The following is an 18,707-nucleotide window of genomic DNA, read 5'->3' as shown; positions in this document are numbered from 1 at the left end:
GCCTCGCCGGGGGCGTCCTTCGCCAGGTCGGCGGGGCGCGGCCAGCGGGCCAGCCACTGTTCGTACACCGGCAGCACGCGGTCGGCTCGGGCCGATGGCACCCCCGTGGCGCGTGGGATCCGGGTGGCGGACGATCGGCCTCCGGTCAGTGCGTGATCTTGACGGAGTCGCCGCCGTCGAGCTGGCTCGCCACCGTGAACGGAGTGTTGTCCGAGACGTCGGTGCACAGCCAGTACGTGGAGTCGTTGACGCTGTGACTGCCGTCGGAGGCCCAGACGTAGCCCTTGCTGCAGGTGTGCCAGACACCGCTGGAGTTGCGCAGCCGGCCGGCGTAGTAGTCCCCGTACGGGGAGGTCGAGTCGTCCGAGTAGGTGAGGTTGAGGTCGCCACAGCTGCTCGTGGCGGACTTGTTGCGGATGGTTCCGACGCCCTGGTTGCCCCCGGTGGTGAGCGTCGAGGTCACGCAGGCCTGCGGAGCGGCGGAGGCCGCGGGAGCGAACGTCAGACAGGTCGCTGCGGAGACGAGGGCGAACGCGCCGGCGGCAATGGCTCTGGTCATGCTTCCCCTTTTTCGGTCTTCCGGTCTTCGGCCGTGCCCAACGCGTGGGCAGGACCGCGGTTCCGGACGGGCGGTGACGCCACGTCCGGGTGCACGCCGCAGACGCTCGCAGAGCGGGCCCGTGCGGACCACGGCCTTCGACCGTCCTCGAAAGTGCCCGGCCAGGCGGCGGATGCCCTTGCTCCAGCGGTGTCCGTGCGACCTGTGGTCCCGGTGGGACCACAGGGACACGCTTCGCCTGCCGCGGACGCTGTCATGACCGAAAGTCGACGCTTGTGGCCGACGAGCCTCCCGGTACCGCCGTGGTCCGGCGGAGGACCGCCGCCCCCAGCGGAGTGAGCGTGTGGAGCACGATGTTGTGCCACCGCCGGCTGGTGATGAGACCCGCGTCGCGCAGCACGGTGGTGTGGTGCGTGGCGGTGGAGGGCGAGACCCCGAGGAAGCGGGCCAGTTCCGAGGTGGTGGCGCCGACGGCCAGGGACCGCAGCGCGGCCGCGCGGGTCCCGCCCAGCAGTGCGGCGAGAGGAGCGTCCGCGGCCGGGGCGGCGGCGGGCGGCCGGGAGTTGTTCAGGGGGTAGACCAGCACCGGAGGCAGGGCGCCGTCGGCCATCGAGATCGGTAACTGCCAGCAGAAGTAGGACGGGACGAGGCGCAGACCGCGGCCGCCGAGATACAGGTCCCGGTCCTCCACGTAGTCGACGTGCAGCACCGGGGAGTGCCAGCGCATGACCGGCGACAGTCCGGCGAGCAGCCCGTCGATGCCGGAGTCGAGGGTCCGGCGTGCCCACAGTGCGCGCTCCCCGGCGATGGCCGCGCAGATGCGGTCGTGGTGGGGCGCGATGACCGCGTCGTGGTAGGCGCGCAAGGCTCTGGCGAGTTCCTCACGGGTGCCGCGCTCCACCAGCCGGGGAGCCCAGGACGGGGCTCCGCCGAGCCGGTCGAGCCTGCTCACCTCGTGGGCGACGCGGGCGGGCGGCGTGTCGACGATCGCGGCCAGTCCCCTGTCCAGCCCGTCGGCGGCCTCGTACGGGGTGAGGCAGTCGGGGAAGTACGACGCGCGGGGCAGGACCGGGATGAGCAGCCGGCGGACCGCCGCGCCGAGTCCGGTGCCCGCGAGCGTGTCCCGGGTGGTGCGGTACCAGTCCGCGTACGCCCACCGTCCGCGCGTGGTCTGGAGCCGGTGCAGGCTGCAGGCGATCTCCCAGAGCGGATCGGGCGTGCCCGCCACCCGGATACGGGTGAGGTCCTCGGGCGTGAAGTGGATGCGCAGCACGGAATCCGCCCCCGAATCGACTGTCGTCCGGCTCAGGGGCGACGTGGGCGTCTTCCGTCACGAAGGATCAGAACCTCCGCGATCCACCCGGATCCCCCTCAGAAGTCCTGATGCCCCGTACGACCCCTCGGGGGGCGAGAGGGTTGTACGGACTTCCGCACCGCGAACTTCCTTGCACCGTATGCCACTTGGCGCCGGCGAGAGGATCGGGAAGCGCCGCCGGGAAGGCTCACACCCAGGGGACGGTGGCCCGCAGCTCTCTCACCAGGGCCCGCACGACGGCGGTCGCGGCCAGTTCGGAGGTGGTGACATAGCCGACCCGGCGTGTCGGACGCTGCGGGCCGAGATCGGTGATCCCGACGGAGTCCGGTGCTCCGACGAGGGAGAGCGCGGGCATGATCGCCATTCCGTGCCCTCCGGCCACCAGGGAGAGCACCGCTCCGTCGTCCTCGGCCTCGACGGTCGCCCTCGGGATCCAGTCCTGCGCGGCCCACCAGTCGCGGGTGTACGAGCCGCAGTTCTCGGCCCAGTCGACCAGCGGCAGTGAGCGCGGGGAACCGTGACCCGTCGCGTGCACCAGGGCGTACGGCTCTTCGAGGAGTTCCCGCGCGACAAGACCCGGTGGGAGCGGAACGGAGCCGCCCAGTGTGGCGATGGCCATGTCGGCCTTCCCGTCGGCGACTTCGCCCGCGGTGCCGCGCCCCAGCTCGCGTACGATCCGCACCCGCGGCTCGATCCCGGGGTGTCGGGCGCGCAGCCTCCCCAGGACCTCCGGCAGCAGGTGGAGTGCCGCGCTGCGGAACGCCGCGATCCGCAGCTCCCCCCGCGCGGCGTCGGGCCGGGCCGCCTCGCGCGCCTCGGTGGTCAGGACGTCCAGCAGGCGCAGGACCCGGCGGGCGTGTGCGACGGCCCTCTCGCCGGCGGGGGTGGGGCGGGCTCCGGCGCGGCCGCGTTCGAAGAGGACGGCACCGATCTTGCGCTCGCTGCCACGCACCGAGTGGGAGACGGCGGACTGGGTCGTGCCGAGTGTGCCGGCGGCGGCCGAGAAGGCGCCGGTGTCCGCGACCGCCACCAGGACGCGCAGTTCCTGCGGGAGGAGATCGGAGTCGGTCGTGCGGGCCACGGGGCGCTCACCTCACGTATGAGAACTGCTCATGGAACGGTGCGTCGCATGAGCCCAACGGGCTGCCCGCGAGGCGCATTCCCGCCCTACGGTCCGGTCATGAACGAGACCGCGCTCACCGTGCACCAGACCGCCCGCCCCCACGGCTTTCCCACCGCCGGGCACTTCACCCTCGTCGAGTCGCCGCTTCCCGCCCCCGGCGCCGGCAGCGCGCTCGTGGAGAACCTCTACTGGTCCGTCGACCCGTACCACCGCGAGATGATGGACGACGTGCCCGGCGGCTTCGCCCTCGACGCGCCGCTGGAGGGCCGCGCCCTCGGGCGGGTGATCGCCTCGCGCACTCCCCTGCTGACCGAGGGCGAGATCGTGTTCCACCGGCAGGGCTGGCGCACCCACGCGGTCGTCACCCCCGAAGAGGTCCGGCGGCTGCCCCGCTTCGACGGGGTTCCACCGACCGCGTACTTGAGCACCCTCGGCGGCACCGGCCTGACCGCCTACGTGGCCCTGACCCGGATCGCGCGGCTGCGAGAAGGAGAGGACCTGTTCGTGTCGGCCGCCGCGGGCGGGGTCGGCACGGCGACCGGACGGTTCGCCCGGCTGCTGGGCGTCGGACGGCTCGTGGGCAGTGCGGGCTCGGCGGCGAAGGCCGCCCACCTCACGAAGGAGGTGGGCTTCGACGCGGCCTTCGACTATCACGACGGGCCCGCGGCGGTCCTGCTCGGCGAGGCCGCACCGGGCGGCATCGACGTGTTCGTCGACAACGTCGGCGGCGAGCAACTGGCCGCGGCGGTGGGCGCGCTGCGCACGTACGGGCGCATCGTCCGCGTCGGCACGATCAGCCAGTACAACACCCCCGACGCGCCGCCCCCGCGCTTCGACTACGCGGACATCGTGGAGAGGAGCATCCGCATGGAGGGCTTCCTGGTCAGCAACTATCGAGATCTGCAGGAGGAGTTGTACGAGTTCGCGGTGCCGCATCTGCAGAGCGGCCGGCTCGCTCCGGACGAGACGGTCGTCGACGGGTTCGAGAACATCGTGGACGCGTTCCTGGGCATGCTGCGCGGGGCGAACACCGGCAAGATCATCGTGCGGGACCGCACGCAGGTCCCGTCCCCGAACCGACCCCACGGCTCGCGCGGCCCTGGGTCCCGGTGTCGGGTCAGGACCCCCAGCGGTCGCGCAGCTCGCGCTTGAGGATCTTCCCGCTGGCGTTGCGGGGCAGCTCGTCCACGAAGAGGACCCGCTTGGGCGCCTTGAAGTGCGGGAGCTTCTCCCGTGCGTGGGCGATGAGTTCGGCCTCGGTGACCTCGCCACGCGGGACGACGACCGCGGTGACGGCCTCGATCCAGCGCTCGTCGGGGAGCCCGATCACCGCGACCTCGGCGACCTGCTCATGGGTGTACAGGGCGTCCTCGACCTGGCGTGAGGCGACCAGGACGCCACCGGAGTTGATGACGTCCTTCACCCGGTCCACGACGGTGAAGTAGCCGTCGGCGTCGCGCACCGCGAGGTCGCCCGAGTGGAACCAGCCGTCGCGGAACGCGTCGGCCGTCTCCTCGGGCTTGTCCCAGTAGCCGTCGCACAACTGCGGTGAACGGTAGACGACTTCACCGGGGGTCCCGTCCGCTACGTCCTTGCCGTTCTCGTCGACCACCCGCGCGTCCACGAACAGGACCGGACGTCCGCAGGAGTCCATCCGGCCCTTGTGCTCGTCGGGGGCGAGGACGGTGGCGAGGGGGCCGATCTCGCTCTGCCCGAAGCAGTTGTAGAAGGCCAGCTTCGGCAGCCGCTCGCGCAGCCGTTCCAGGACGGGCACCGGCATGATCGAGGCGCCGTAGTACGCCTTGCGCAGTCCGCTCAGGTCGCGGTCGGCGAAGTCGGGGCGGTTGGACAGGCCGATCCACACGGTGGGCGGGGCGAACAGGCTGTCCGCGCGGCCCGCCTCGATCAGGTCGAAGAGCTGCCCGGCGTCCGGCGCGTCGAGGATGGTGTTCGTCGCGCCGATCGCGAGGTACGGCAGCAGGAACACGTGCATCTGCGCGGAGTGGTAGAGCGGCAGCGAGTGGACGGGGAGGTCCCCCGCGCTCAGGTCCAGGGCGGTGATCGCGCTCAGGTACTCGTGGACGAGGGCCCGGTGCGTCATCATCGCGCCCTTGGGCAGGGCGGTGGTGCCCGAGGTGTAGAGCAGTTGCACGAGCGTGTCGCCGCGCGGCTCGTCCCCGTCGTACGGCAGGGCCGTGTCCAGGCGCACGAGGAGCGAGTCGTCGGCGTCGCGCAGCGGCAGGGTCCGTACGCCGTCGGGGAGCCGACCGGCGAGGTCGGGGTCGGTCAGCACGAGGGCGCTGCCCGACTGCCCGACGATGTAGGCGAGGTCGTCGCCGGTCAGGTTCTGGTTCACCGGCACGTGCACGAGGCCGGCGCGGGCGCAGGCGAGGAAGCCGATGAGGTAGGCGTCCGAGTTGTGGCCGTAGGCGCCGACCCGGTCGCCGGGGGCCAGTCCCTCGCCGAGCAGCACGGTCGCCGCGCGGGAGACGGCCTCGTCGAGTTCCGCGTACGTCCACGAGCGCTCGCGGTAGTCGACCGCGCGCCGCGCCGGAGTCCGCCGGGCACTGCGCCGCAGCACCCCGTCAACCGTACTGCCGTGTCCAGACGTCATGACACGTGATCCTCGATCCACACAACGGGGAGGTCAAGTACCGGGGCGCCCCGGCACCGACGGACGGCGGCCCGCGGGCGCCCCGCCCGTTCACACCACCCGGGTCCGCCCCTCCCAGTACGGGTCCCGCAGGCGGCGTTTGTAGAGCTTTCCGTTGGGGTCGCGGGGCATCGCTTCGACGAAGTCGACGCTCTTGGGGCGCTTGTAGCCGGCGAGCAGGGTCGCGCAGTGGGTGAGGACGGCCTCGGCGAGGGCGGGGCCGGGTTCGTGGCCGGGGGCGGGTTCGACCACCGCCTTGACCTCCTCGCCCCACTCGTCGTGCGGGATGCCGAAGGCCGCGGCGTCGGCGACCGCGGGGTGCGTGAGCAGTGCGGACTCGATCTCGGCCGGGTAGATGTTCACGCCGCCCGAGATGATCATGTCGATCTTGCGGTCGCGCAGGAAGAGATAGCCGTCCTCGTCGAGGTAGCCCAGGTCCCCGACGGTGAAGAAGTCGCCGATCCGGTTCTTCCGCGTCTTGCTCTCGTCCTTGTGGTACGAGAACCCGCCGGTGCTCATCTTCAGGTAGACGGTGCCGAGTTCACCGGGCGGCAGCCGGTTCCCGTCGTCGTCGAAGACGGCGAGCTCGCTGATGGGCCAGGCCTTGCCGACGGTGCCGGGCTTCTTGAGCCAGTCCTCGGCGGTCGCGAAGGCCCCGCCGCCCTCGCTGGCCGCGTAGTACTCCTCGACGCTGTGGCCCCACCACTCGATCATGGCGCGCTTGACATGGTCGGGGCAGGGGGCCGCGCCGTGGATGGCGTGCCGCATGGAGGAGACGTCGTGGCGTGCCCGTACCTCCTCGGGGAGGGCCAGCAGCCGGTGGAACTGCGTCGGCACCATGTGGGTGTGGGTGCACCGGTGCGCGTCGATGACCCTCAGCATCTCTTCGGGCGTCCACTTGTCCATCAGGACCAGCCGGTGGCCGATGTGCAGGGAAGCGCCCGCGAACTGGAGCACCGCGGTGTGGTAGAGCGGCGAACAGACGAGGTGCACGTTGTCGTCGAAGGGGCGGATGCCGAAGATGGCCAGGAAGCCGCCGAGGTAGGTCTCCTCGGGGAGCTTGCCGGGCAGCGGGCGCCGGATGCCGCGCGGGCGGCCGGTGGTGCCGGAGGTGTAGTTCATGACCCAGCCGAGCGTGCGGTCGTCCGGCGCCGACTCCGGTTGTCCGTCGAGGAGTTCGGCGTAGGCGCGGAAGCCGTCGATCGCGCCGACGGCGTAGCGCCGGTCGCCGGGCAGCTTCGCCTCGTCGGCGGCGTGCCGGGCCGCGTCGGCGAACCGTTCGTGGGCGATGAGGACCTTGGCGCCGGAGTCGGAGACGATCCAGGCGATCTCCGGGCCGACGAGGTGGTGGTTGACGGGGACGAGGTAGAGGCCGGCCTGCGAGGCCGCGAGGTGGGCGACGAAGAACTCGACGCCGTTCGGGAGGACGACCGCGAACGCGTCGCCGCGCGTGAGACCCGCGGCGCGCAGTCCGTGGACGAGCCGGTTGGCGGCGGCGTGCAGGCGTCCCGCGGTCCACTCCTCACCCGCGGGGGTGACGAGGACGACGCGGTCGGGGTCGGCCGCGGCCTGGGCCCAGAAGCCGTTCGGGGCGGTGCTCATGCGTGGTCCTCCCTGCCGGCGATGCGGTTGATGCGGTCCACGGCGCGCTCGAAGCCGCGGGTCAGGTCCTCGAAGACCTCCTGGACGGCGCGCTCGCTGTTCATGCGGCCGACGATCTGCCCGACCGGTGTGCCGAGCAGCGGCTCCACCTCGTACTTCTGGATGCGGGAGACGGCGTCGGCGACCAGGAGTCCCTGGAGCGGCATGGGCAGCGTGCCGGGGCCGTTCGGGTCGTCCCAGGCGTCGGTCCACTCGGTGCGGAGCTGGCGCGCGGGCTTGCCGGTCAGGGCCCGCGAGCGCACGGTGTCCCCGGATCCGGCGGCGAGGAGCTTGCGGGTGACGCCGGGCGCGTGCAGGTCGGCCTCGGTGACGGTCAGCCAGATCGAGCCGAGCCACACGCCCTGGGCTCCGAGACTGAGCGCGGCCGCCACCTGCTGCCCGCTGCCGATGCCGCCGGCGGCGAGGACGGGCAACGGGTCGACGGCGTCGACGACTTCGGGCGTGAGCACCATCGAGGCGATCTCCCCGGTGTGTCCGCCCGCCTCGTAGCCCTGCGCGACGACGATGTCGATGCCCGCCTCGGCGTGCTTGCGGGCGTGCCGGGCGCTGCCGGCGAGGGCCGCGACGAGCACCCCCTGGGCGTGCGCGCGCTCGATGACGTCGGCGGGTGGTGAACCGAGCGCGTTGGCGAGCAGTTTGATCGGGTGCTCGAAGGCGACGTCGAGCTGACCTCGGGCGACCTCTTCCATCCAGCCGGTGATGCGCCAGCCGGACGCCTCGCCCTCGGCGAGTTCGGGCACGCCGTACTTGGCGAGGGTGTCCTTGACGTACTGCCGGTGACCCTCGGGGATCATCGCCTCGACCTCGGTCTCGCTGACCCCCTCGACCTTCTTCGCGGGCATGACGACGTCGAGTCCGTAGGGCCTGCCGTCGAGGTGCGCCTCGATCCAGTCGAGGTCGCGTTCGAGTTCGTCGGGGTCGGCGTAGCGGACCGCGCCGAGCACGCCGAGTCCGCCGGCGCGGCTGATGGCCGCGGCGACGGCGGGAAACGGCGTGAAGCCGAAGATGGCGTGCTCGATTCCCAGTCTCTTGCTCAGCTCCGTCTGCATGGCCGCAGGATGCCGCAGACCTCCGGACGAGGGAAGCCTTTTTCTGATGCTCCGTCAGATTTCTGGACGCCCGCGCGCCCATCGCGGCGGGGTTGACACACGCACACCCGACGGGAAACTTTCACTCGGCACGGCAGGTCCGGAAAGATACTTTCAGACGGCCCGAGCGGGAGGATCCCCGATGACCGAAGGCGCGAAGGACGGAACGGCAGAGGAGCGGTACAGAACCCGGGGCGGGCTGACGCGCCGTCAATGGGGCGCGGGCGTGCTGGCGGTGGGCGGAGCGCTGGCTCTCGGCCCGTTCCCGGCGGGCCCCGCGGCGGCCGCGGCGGCGGACGGCCGGCGGACCCTGCGGCACGGCACACCGGAAGAGGCCGGCCTGCTCGGCGGACCCCTGCGCCAACTGGTCACGGACGCCGAGGCGTTCCTCGGCCCCTCACCCCGGCACCCCTGGTACGCAGGTGCCGTCCTGCTCGCCGGGCGGGGCTCCACCGTGGCCCTGCACCAGCCGATCGGCAAGGCCGTGCGGTACGCGGGCTACGACGAGAGCACCGACTCGGGCGTGGAGTTCCCGGCCGACGAGCAGATCGCGGCGACACGCGACACGGTCTACGACCTCGCGTCGGTCTCGAAGCTCTTCACGTCGATCCTCGCCGTGCAGCAGATCGAACGGGGCGTCCTGGCACTGGAGGCCACCGTCGCCTCGTACCTCCCGGAGTTCGCCGGCGGCGGCAAGCAGAGTGTGACGATCCGTCAACTGCTGACCCACACCTCGGGGTTCCGCTCCTGGATCCCCCTCTACAACGCGCCGACCCGGGAGGGGAAGCTCCAGCTCGTCTGGGACGAGGCGCTCCTCAACCCGCCCGGCACCGCCTACCTCTACTCCGACCTGAACCTCATCTCGCTCCAACTGGTCCTGGAGAAGCTCACGGGCCGCACCCTCGACGTGCTCCTGCGCGACGAGATCACCGGCCCGCTCGGAATGGACCGCACGCGCTACAACCCGCCCGCCTCCTGGAAGCCCCGGATCGCGGCCACCGAGGACGCCCGGTTGCCTTGGTCGGGACTGGACCGCGGGCTGGTGTGGGGCGAGGTCCACGACGAGAACGCGTACTCCCTCGGCGGGGTCGCCGGTCACGCCGGCGTCTTCTCCTGCGCCTGGGACCTGGCGGTCCTCGGTCGGACCCTGCTCAACGGCGGCGCCTACGGCAGGGCCCGCATCCTGCGGCCGGAGACGGTGGACCTGATGTTCACCGACTTCAACACCGCCTTCCCGGGTGACGAGCACGGCCTGGGCTTCGAGCTCTACCAGCACTGGTACATGGGCGCGATGGCGACGCCGCGCACGGCGGGCCACACCGGCTTCACGGGGACCTCGATCGTCCTCGACCCGACGACCGACTCGTTCCTGATCGTGCTCGGCAACTCCGTCCATCCCGTGCGCACCTGGCGATCCGGCTCCGCTCCCCGGGTCGCCGCAGGCACCGACATGGCGCGTGCCGTCCCGGTGCGTCCCGTGTCCGGGCGTACGTCCTGGTTCGCGGGGACCGCGAGCGCCACGACGGCGACCCTGACGCTGCCCCCGCTCGACACCACCGCCGGTTCCACCCGCCTCGGTTGCGCCCTGTGGTGGGACACCGAGCCCGGCTCGGACCTGCTCGTCCTCGAAGCGTCCACCGACGGCGGCGCGAGCTGGAAACCCGTCCCGTTCACGACCCGGCGCGGGTCCGAGGACCCGCAGGGGCATCCGGCGGGCACGGCCACCGGCTGGTCGGGCCGGGTGTGGCACCGGCTCGGGGCGGAGCTGCCGGCCGACCGTACGCTCACGCTGCGCTGGCGCTATACGACGGACACGCTGTACGTCGGCCGGGGCGTGTACGTCGACGCCCTGCGGGTGGCCTCGGGCAGGCGCGTCGTCTTCGACGAGAGCCGCCCCGCCGACGCGGCACGGATCACACCGGCGGGCTGGGTGCCCTCCCGGGACTGAGGCCGCGCCCCACCGCTCGACGCCGGTTCCGCCCTCGCCCCGCCGGCGGGAGGGGGCGAGGGCGGAACCGGTCCGCCGCCGTCTAGCCTGCCGCGCCCAGGGCTTCCAGTACGGCCTTCGCGGCGTTGTGGCCCGGCACCCCGCTCACCCCGCCGCCCCGCACCGCGCCCGCACCGCACAGCATCACGTTGGCGTGCCGCGTCTCGACGCCCCAACGGCCGGTGCCCTCCTGCGCGTAGGGGAAGGCGAGGTCGCGGTGGAAGATGTTGCCGCCCGGCAGCCGCAGGTCGCGCTCCAGGTCCAGCGGGGTCTTCGCCTCGATGCACGGCCTGCCGTCCGCGTCGGTGGCCAGACAGTCCGCGAGCGGCTCGGCGAGGTGCGCCTCCAACTGCGCCAGCGTCGACTTCAGCAGTTCCTCCCGTACGCCGACGTTGTCGCGCTCGAAGAGCCGGGCCGGCGTGTGGAGTCCGAAGAGCGTGAGGGTCTGGTACCCCTGCTCGGCCAGGTCCTGGCCGAGGATGCTGGGATCGGTGAGCGAGTGGCAGTAGATCTCCGAGGGCGGCGCGGCGGGCAGTTCCCCGGACGCGGCCTGCGCGTGCGCGGCGGCGAGCTGCTCGTACCCCTCGGCGATGTGGAAGGTCCCGGAGAACGCCTCGCGCGGGTCGACGGAGGTGTCACGCAGCCGCGGCAGCCGCTTCAGCAGCATGTTCACCTTGAGCTGCGCGCCCTCGGCGGGGGCGGGCGGCTCGTCGCCCGTGAGCCGCGCGAGTTCCTGCGGTGAGGCGTTCACCAGGACGTGGCGGGCCGCGACGACGCCCTCCCCGTCGGCCGTGCGGTAGCCGATCTCGGCGGACTCGCCGTCGGTGTCGATGCGCAGCACCTCGTGCCCGGTGGCGATGACCGCGCCGGCGCTGCGGGCCGCACCGGCGATCGCGTCGGTGAGCGCGCCCATGCCCCCGACGGGTACGTCCCAGGCTCCGGTCCCGCCGCCGATCACGTGGTAGAGGAAGCAGCGGTTCTGGCGCAGGGACGGATCGTGGGCGTCGGCGAAGGTGCCGATGAGCGCGTCGGTCAGGACGACGCCGCGGACGAGGTCGTCGGTGAAGTACTCCTCGACGGCCGCGCCGACGGGCTCCTCGAACAGGATCCGCCAGGCCTCCTCGTCGTCGACGCGGGCCCGCAGCTCCTCGCGGGTGGGCAGGGGTTCGGTGAGGGTGGGGAACACGTTCCGCGCGACGCGCCCGGTGAGCGCGTAGAAGCGCTGCCACGCCTCGTACTCGCGGTCCGAGCCGGTCAGCCGCGCGAACGCCTCGCGGGTACGCCGCTCGCCCCCGCCGACGAGCAGTCCCGTGGGCCGCCCGTCCCGCTCGACGGGCGTGTACGAGGAGACCGTGCGGCCGCGGACGCGGAAGTCGAGGCCGAGGTCCCGCACGATCTTCCGGGGCAGCAGGCTCACCAGGTACGAGTAGCGCGAAAGGCGTGCGTCGACTCCGGCGAACGGCCGGGTGGAGACGGCGGCCCCGCCGGTGTTCCCCAGCCGCTCCAGCACCAGCACGGACTGTCCGGCCCGGGCCAGGTAGGCGGCGGCGACGAGTCCGTTGTGGCCCCCGCCGACGATCACGGCGTCGTATCCCTCGTGTGCAGGCATGGTTCTTCGTAGCACGTGATGATCTACGTCGGCCAGGGGTGCGCGGCAGGCGGCGGGCGGCCGGACGTGCGGGTGGCAGCCCTCCCCGGGGGCTTTGGCGCAGGTGCGAACCCCGAGCGGAGCCCGGGTCCGAACCCCATCCAGGTCCGGACGCGGACCGGGACCCGGCCCGCAGGAAAGACCGCTCTAGCGTCCTCCGGCCGCCCGCTGCTGCCGCAGCACGGCCACCCTCCGGTACAGCTCCGTGGCCTCCTGGCGGTGGCCCAACTGCTCCAGGCAGTGCGCCTCGTCGTTGCGGCTGGCCAGGGTGTCGGGATGGTCGGCGCCCAGCACCTGCTCGCGGGCGGTCGCGACGCGGCGGTACTCGGTGAGGGCGTCGGCCCAGCGGCCGAGCCAGCCGAGGCCGACGGCGACCTCACGACGGCTGACGAGGGTGTCGGGGTGGTCCCCGCCGAGGACGCGCTCGCGCAGTGCGCACACGTCACGGGACTCGGCGAGCGCCTCCTCCCAGCGGGCCATGCGGCCGAGGTTCACCCCGAGGCCGTGGCGGGCGCGCAGGGTCTCGGGGTGGGTGGGGCCGTGCGCCCGGGTGCGGTCGTCGACGAGCGCTCTGTAGAGGTCCAGTGCCTGGGCGCTGCGGCCGAGCCGTCCGAGGCTGATGCCCACCTCGTAACGCGCGGCGAGGGTGTCCGGGTGGTCGGGGCCGAGCGCCCGCGAGCGGGTCTCCGCGACTTCCTGGTAGGTCTGCAGCGCCTCGGTCCAGCGCCCCAACTGACCCAGTGCGTAACCGACTTCGAAGCGGGTGACGAGGGTGTCGGGGTGCGCCGCGCCGAGCACCCGGCCGCGGGCGGCGGCGACCTCGCTCGCCATGCGGTACGAGTCCTCCAGGCGTCCGAGCCGGCTGAGGTTGAAGGCGAGGTTGTGGCGGCAGCGCAGGGTGTCCGGATGGTCGGCGCCCATGGCGCGTTCGCGGACGGCGAGCACCGACGTGTACGCCTGATGCGCCTCGAAGTGGCGGCCCAACTGGCCCAGCACGTAAGCCATTTCCTGCCGGGCGGCGAGGGTGTCGGGGTGTTCGGCGCCTAGCACGCGCTCACGGGCCTGCGCGACCCGGGCGTACTCGCCCAGTGCCTCGGCGGGACGGCCGGTGCGGCTGAGGGTGAAGCCGACCTCGTAGCGGCTGGTGAGCGTGTCGGGGTGGTCGGGCCCGAGGAGGTGCTCGCGTTCGGCGGCGACGGAGCGGTGGACCTCGCCCGCCTCGGTCCACCGGCCGAGCCGTCCGAGGCTCAGTCCGGCGTCGTGCCGCCCGGCGAGGGCGGTGAGCGACTCCTGCGACGGTGCGGGCCGTTCGGAGGCGGACCGCTGAACGGTGACGGTGGCGGACGGGCGGGCGGTCCATTCGCCGGTGAGTCCGGCCGAGGGGTCCGGCGGGGTGGTGCGCAGTCCCGCGCCGGTGGCCTTGATACCGGTCGTCATGCCCTGGGTCCAGGACGGCAACCGTGCCGCACGGGAGGACTGCTCCGGACCTGACGGGGTGACGGACCGGGACGACCGCTGCGCGGAGGATGACGGCCTGACGGCGGGGGTGACGACCGTCGGCACGTACAGGGGTGTGCTGCGCCCGGCGTCGATCCGATGAGCGAGTTCCCGCGCGTCCCGCGGGCGCTGCTCGGGCTCCTTGGCGAGCAGGTCGAGGATGATCCGCTCCAGGTACTCGGGCAGTTCGGCGCGACGGCGGCGGGGCGGCTCGGGCGCGGTGTCGCGGTGCCCGACGAGGACGGACCAGGCGTCTTCGAGGTCGAACGGCGGTGCCCCGGTGGCTATTTCGTAGAGCACGCAGCCGAACGAGTAGAGGTCGCTGCGCTCGTCGACCTCCGAACCGCTGATCTGCTCCGGTGACATGTAGTGCGGGGTGCCCATCGCGATGCCGGTGCCGGTGAGCCGTGAGGTGAACCCGATGTCGTGCCCGAGCCGGGCGATGCCGAAGTCGCAGATCTTCACGGTGCCGTCGTTCAGCCGCATGATGTTCGCCGGCTTCAGATCCCGGTGCACGATGCCCTGCCGGTGGGTGTAGTCGAGCGCGGCGGTCACCTGCCCGGCGATGTCGATCACCTCGTCGACGGCGAGGGGGCGATGGTCGTTCTCCTCCAGCGCCTGGCCGAGGTTGAGTCCCTCCAGCAGTTCCATCACCAGATACAGCAGGCCGTCGGCCTCGCCGAAGTCGTGGACCACGGTCACCCCGCGGTGCTGGAGGGCGGCCGCCACCCGGGCCTCGCGCCGGAACCGCTCCCGCAGGACGCCGGTGAAGGACTGGTCGTGGTGCGGTCCGAGCGGTTTGAGGCACTTGACGGCCACGTGGCGCCCCAGCGACTCGTCGCGTGCCCGCCACACCTCCCCCATGCCGCCGCGCCCTATGAGCTCCAGCAGCCGGTACCGGCCCTGGATCAGCCTGCTCTCCGCCATCGCGTGTGATCGCCCCCGTCACTGCTCAACTCCCGGCCCTCCCCCGGGCCCCGTCCAGTATGGCGAGTGGTCAGCCGACTTTGTACGCCGCCGGGCGGGACCCGGGGCCGAGCCGTGACACGGCCGAGAGAATGTGCTTGGGCGGGAGTTGCCAGCGCAGCGTCGCGGGCACGAGGCGCAGTGTGGTGCCCGTGGTGCGCAGGCTCCGGGTCACCGAGGCGGGCGACGGGGCCGGCCGGCCGTACAGCACGTGGGCGTACGGCGGCAGAGCGGCGTACGCGAGCCGGGCCACGCGCCGCCACAGCAGGGCACGCGCCGGTACGAGCAGCGGGTGGACGGGCGGGCGCGTGAGGAAGTCGTCCACGTCACGGGCCTCGGTGCCCGCGGCCAGTTCGGGGCGTGTCTTCTCGAAGTAGGCGGCCAGTTCCGCCTGGTCCGCCGGGACTCCGGCGGGGTCGAGCCCGACGAGGCGGGCGCCGACCCGGTTCTCCGCGACGTACCGGTCGGCCTGCGCGTCCGTGAGGCGGAATCCGGAGCGGCGCAGCACGTGGAGGTAGGAGTCGATCTCCGCGCAGTGCACCCACAGCAACAGCTCCGGCTCGTCGACCCGGTACGCCTCACCGGTGTCCGGGTCGGTTGCCGTGAGCCTGCCGTGGATCCCGCGCACCCGGGCACCGGCCTTCTCGGCGGCAGCGGTCGTGCCGTACGTCGTCGTCCCGACGAAGTGGGCGGTGCGCATCAGCCGGCCCCAGGCGTCGCGCCGGAAGTCCGAGTTCTGGAAGACGCCCCGTACGGCGCGGGGGTGCAGCGCCTGGAGGTAGAGCGCGCGGATCCCGGCGACCCACATCATGGGGTCGCCGTGCAGCTGCCAGGTGACCGAGCCGGGGCCGAAGAGGCCGGGGTCGCCGTGTCCGTCGGGCTCCATCGGATCGGGTATGCCCCGAAGCGCGGGTCGGCACACGCCGACGCCGCCGCGTCCCGTCACCTCCGCCGCCTCCGACGTTCGGCGGAGGCCTGCTGGACGTCCGCGCCGGAGCTGACGTGCCGCTGGGTCTCCTGAGGACCGTGCCAGTCCAGGCACATCGCGGTGGCGTCGTCCTGGAGCCGGCCGCCGGCCGCCTCACGGACCGCGGACGTGAGCATCAGCACGGCCTCCCTCGGATGCAGGTCGCGGGTGGCCTCCAGGAGAGCCGGCAGATCGACCTCCTCGCCGCGGTGTTCGAACATGCCGTCCGTCAGCATCAGCAGACGGTCACCCGGCCGCAGATCGACATCCTGGACGCGGTAGGGGTGCGGCACGTCACCGGACAGCCCGATCCCGAACGGCTCGTCCACCTCACAGGCCATCACCTCCGCGACCCCCGCGCGCACGCGCAGGGGCCAGGGGTGACCGGCGTTGACGAGGTGGGCCCGCCCGGTAGACAGGTCGACGCGCAGCAGCTGCCCCGTGGCGTGACCGTGGTCGTGGGCGACCAGTGCCCGGTCGGCGACGCGTGCCTGTTCGACCAGGTCGGCTCCCGCGCGCCGGGCTCCGCGCAGGGCGCCCACGAGGACCGTGGCGGCCAGGGCAGCGCCGATGTCGTGGCCCATCGGGTCGGTCACCGACACGTGCAGGGTGTCCCGGTCCAGCGTGTAGTCGAAGGTGTCGCCACTGAGGTTCTCGGAGGGCTCCAGATTGCCGCACAAGGTGAACTGCGCGGCCTCGCACGACAGGGACGGGGGCAGCAGCTGGTACTGGATCTCGGCCGCCAGGGTGGGCGGCCTGGAGCGTTTGCCCCAGGTGTAGAAATCGGTGAAGCGCCCGTTGGCGATCACGACATAGGCCAGCACGTGGGCGGCCTCGCCGACCGCCTTGAGGACGTCGTCACCGGGCGCGGCGGGCAGGAGCAGCTCCAGCAGCCCGATGGCGTCACCCCGGTTGGTGACCGGCACGATCACCCGTTGCCCCCGGCCCGTGGCCTCCTGGTACAGACGCTGCGTGCGGATCACCTGCTCGTAGACGCTGCCGAACATCGGGATGCGCTCCGCTTCCCGCCCGCCCTCCACCGCTCCGGCGGTGGACAGCCGCGCCACCGCCCTCCCCGTCAGGTCCACGATGAGGAAGGAGACCCCCGTGGCCTCGAACCGCCGCCGCAGGTCCTCCGCGACCACGTCCACGGCATCCACCGGCGCAGCCGTCTCGGCCGCCGTCAGCAGCCGGGGAAGTCCACTTTCTCCACCACTCACGGCAGCAGTCCCTTCCACCGCCTCCGTCCCAGCTTGGGCACCATCACGATCACCGGCCACCGGCTCGGTGTCCCCGGCCCGCTTTCAGGCGTTGGAGTTGGTCAGGGCGAAGTACGGCGAGAAGTCGTCCAGGAGGTCGGTGAGGGCCTCGAAGACGGCGACGTCTCCGTCGGCCTCGATCTGTCCGGCGTCGACGGCCGCCCGCAGCGCACCGGGCTTGAGCAGAGCGCCGGCGAGCTGGGCCTTGTTCAGCCGCAGGGTCAGGCCCGCACCCTCGGTGTGCCGGGGCCGGTGGTGGAGGACACCGTTGGCCAGCTCCAGGCTGTGCGGGCCGAGCTGGTCGCCGTCGCTGAGGTCGAGGTTCACCGTCACCGTGGTGTCGGGCGGCCTTCGGCCCGTTGAGCCGCACCGCGATGTAGTCGAGGAACAGGTCGAGGGGCATCGCCATGACGGTCTCGACGCTGCCGGTGCTCTGGACGCCGGTCGTGGGGACGCCGTCGCGCAGCTCCTGCGCCGCGGTGAGGTAGAGGTTGCGCCACTGCGGGCCCTCGGACTGGTACCCGAGCTGCTCGTAGGCGTCCGCCTGGAGGCCCCGGGCGATGTGGTTGCCCGGGTCGGCGAACACGGCCTGGCCCACGAGTTCGACCACCCATCGGTAGTCACCGGCCTCGAAGGCGTCGCGGGCCAGCTCCACCACCTTGTCGACGCCGCCGATGGCCGCCACGTAGCGTTCGGCGCTCTCGGCGGGCGGCAGCGGGTGCAGGTGCATGGGGTTGCCGTCGTACCAGCCGAGTTCCTTGGCGTAGACGGCCTTCAGGTTGTGGTTCACGGTGCCGTGGAACCCCCGGTTCCACCAGGCCTGTCCGAGGGCAGGCGGCAGGTCGAGCGTCTCGGCGATCCCGATCGGTGTGAGGCCGTGGTTGGCCAGGCGCAGGGCCTGGTCGTGGAGGTACTTGTAGGCGTCGCGCTGGGAGCCGAGGAAGGTGCGCACGTTCTCCCTGCCCCAGACGGGCCAGGTGTGCGGGCCGTAGTGGATCTCCGCGTCGGGGAAGAACTCCATCGCCTCGTCGAGGCAGGCGGCGAAGTTCGCGGCGTCGCGGGTGCGGGCGCCACGAAGGGTCTGGATGTTGTGCAGTGCGTGGTTGGCGTTCTCCGCGCAGGTCAGCGCCTTCAACTCGGGGATGTAGAAGTGGAATTCGTCGGGGGCCTCGGAGTCCGGGGCCATCTGGAAGACGAACTCCAGGCCGGCCAGGGTCCGCTTCTCGCCGGTGGTGGTGATGGTGTCGGTGGGCGGGAGGTAGGCGAAGGTGCCGGTCGGAGGCAGCGCCGGCCCGCAGCCGTCGGTGACCATGCCCAGCGGGCCGTGCGGCAGCAGGGTGCCGAAGGCGTGCGCCGCCCGGCGCGACATGACGTTGCCGCACACGACGTTCTCGCCGAGCGCGTACTTCTCGAAGTTCTCACCAGGTGCGAGGATCGCGACCTTGCCCGCGGCGACGTCCTCGGGACTGACGATGCCGGTGATGCCGCCGTAGTGGTCGATGTGGGTGTGGGTGTAGATCACCGCGACCACGGGCAGCCGCTCGGGCCGGTTGGCGTAGTACAGGTCCATGGCGAACTTCGCGCACTCGGCCTTGGAGCCGGTGTCCACGACGACGAGGCCGCCGTCACCCTCGATGATCGTCACGTTCGCGAGGTCGTGGTTGCGCACCTGGTAGATGCGGTCCGACACCTTGTACAGACCGGCCTCGGTGATGAGCTGCGACTGCCGCCACAGACTCGGGTGCACGGAGTCCGGGGCCGGCTCTCCGGCCTCGACGAAGGAGAACCACGCCAGGTCCCACACGAGGTCACCGGCCGCGTCACGGATTCCCCCAAAGCAGCCTCGCATGCCACGGCTGCGGCCAACCGGGCCGCGCTCGAAAGTCGCCATGACACGTTCCTCGATCCTGGCAGTCCAGCGGTCAGCACCATCGTGTCCCGCCCCGGAGGATTCGGCAGCCCGAGGTACGCGCACCCACCGGC

General features: G+C 72.3%; 13 protein-coding genes and 1 pseudogene. 2 read left to right on the top strand and 12 right to left on the bottom strand.

Annotated elements, in window-relative coordinates:
* Window positions 1–145 precede the first annotated feature (145 nt).
* The 3 genes from AB0C62_RS30840 to AB0C62_RS30830 form a co-directional block, all read right to left on the bottom strand.
* Complete coding sequence (locus AB0C62_RS30840) at window positions 146–559, bottom strand: hypothetical protein (protein ID WP_362978721.1); 414 nt, start codon at window positions 557–559, stop codon at window positions 146–148.
* Between the two features lie 253 nt (window positions 560–812).
* Window positions 813–1,832, bottom strand: coding sequence for a winged helix-turn-helix domain-containing protein (locus AB0C62_RS30835; protein WP_362978719.1), 1,020 nt, complete (start codon window positions 1,830–1,832; stop codon window positions 813–815).
* A 229-nt stretch (window positions 1,833–2,061) separates the two neighbouring features.
* Window positions 2,062–2,955: a LysR family transcriptional regulator gene (locus tag AB0C62_RS30830; RefSeq protein ID WP_362978717.1), complete on the bottom strand. Its 894-nt coding sequence runs from the start codon at window positions 2,953–2,955 to the stop codon at window positions 2,062–2,064.
* Window positions 2,956–3,054: 99 nt separating this feature from the next.
* Here AB0C62_RS30830 and AB0C62_RS30825 point away from each other — a divergent pair, with 99 nt between their 5' ends.
* Window positions 3,055–4,149 (top strand): NADP-dependent oxidoreductase, encoded by a 1,095-nt coding sequence (locus AB0C62_RS30825; protein WP_362978715.1) that lies wholly within the window; start codon window positions 3,055–3,057, stop codon window positions 4,147–4,149.
* Here AB0C62_RS30825 and AB0C62_RS30820 read toward each other — a convergent pair.
* From AB0C62_RS30820 to AB0C62_RS30810, 3 genes are all read right to left on the bottom strand, one after another.
* Window positions 4,115–5,611 (bottom strand): acyl-CoA synthetase, encoded by a 1,497-nt coding sequence (locus tag AB0C62_RS30820; RefSeq protein WP_362978713.1) that lies wholly within the window; start codon window positions 5,609–5,611, stop codon window positions 4,115–4,117. The two genes, AB0C62_RS30825 and AB0C62_RS30820, sit on opposite strands and share 35 nt — an antisense overlap.
* Window positions 5,612–5,701: 90 nt before the next feature.
* Complete coding sequence (locus AB0C62_RS30815) at window positions 5,702–7,252, bottom strand: acyl-CoA synthetase (RefSeq protein ID WP_362978711.1); 1,551 nt, start codon at window positions 7,250–7,252, stop codon at window positions 5,702–5,704.
* Window positions 7,249–8,361 (bottom strand): nitronate monooxygenase, encoded by a 1,113-nt coding sequence (locus AB0C62_RS30810; protein ID WP_362978709.1) that lies wholly within the window; start codon window positions 8,359–8,361, stop codon window positions 7,249–7,251. Before AB0C62_RS30810 ends, AB0C62_RS30815 begins: the two co-directional genes overlap by 4 nt.
* A gap of 181 nt (window positions 8,362–8,542) precedes the next feature.
* On the opposite strand from AB0C62_RS30810, the gene AB0C62_RS30805 reads away from it, so the two are divergent.
* Complete coding sequence (locus tag AB0C62_RS30805; RefSeq protein WP_362978707.1) at window positions 8,543–10,348, top strand: serine hydrolase; 1,806 nt, start codon at window positions 8,543–8,545, stop codon at window positions 10,346–10,348.
* Window positions 10,349–10,430: 82 nt separating this feature from the next.
* Here the strand turns inward: AB0C62_RS30805 and AB0C62_RS30800 are convergent, their stop codons facing one another.
* From AB0C62_RS30800 to AB0C62_RS30775, 6 genes and pseudogenes are all read right to left on the bottom strand, one after another.
* Complete coding sequence (locus tag AB0C62_RS30800) at window positions 10,431–11,996, bottom strand: NAD(P)/FAD-dependent oxidoreductase (RefSeq protein WP_362978705.1); 1,566 nt, start codon at window positions 11,994–11,996, stop codon at window positions 10,431–10,433.
* Between the two features lie 186 nt (window positions 11,997–12,182).
* On the bottom strand, window positions 12,183–14,459 hold the full coding sequence (locus AB0C62_RS30795) for a serine/threonine-protein kinase (protein ID WP_362978703.1): 2,277 nt from the start codon (window positions 14,457–14,459) through the stop codon (window positions 12,183–12,185).
* 70 nt (window positions 14,460–14,529) lie between these two features.
* Window positions 14,530–15,384, bottom strand: coding sequence for an oxygenase MpaB family protein (locus AB0C62_RS30790; RefSeq protein WP_362978701.1), 855 nt, complete (start codon window positions 15,382–15,384; stop codon window positions 14,530–14,532).
* A 56-nt stretch (window positions 15,385–15,440) separates the two neighbouring features.
* Entirely contained in the window at window positions 15,441–16,685 is a 1,245-nt protein-coding gene (locus AB0C62_RS30785) for a PP2C family protein-serine/threonine phosphatase (RefSeq protein ID WP_362978699.1), read from the bottom strand.
* Between the two features lie 84 nt (window positions 16,686–16,769).
* Entirely contained in the window at window positions 16,770–17,051 is a 282-nt protein-coding gene (locus tag AB0C62_RS30780; protein WP_362978725.1) for an alkyl sulfatase C-terminal domain-containing protein, read from the bottom strand.
* A 187-nt stretch (window positions 17,052–17,238) separates the two neighbouring features.
* Window positions 17,239–18,573: pseudogene (locus AB0C62_RS30775) on the bottom strand (alkyl sulfatase dimerization domain-containing protein); the annotation flags it as partial.
* Between the last annotated feature and the right edge of the window lie 134 nt (window positions 18,574–18,707).

It is taken from the genome of Streptomyces sp. NPDC048643 (genome assembly GCF_040650615.1).
Lineage (GTDB): Bacteria > Actinomycetota > Actinomycetes > Streptomycetales > Streptomycetaceae > Streptomyces.
The sequence above is the reverse complement of the archived record's forward strand: the minus strand, read 5'-3'. Positions and strand labels throughout refer to the sequence as shown.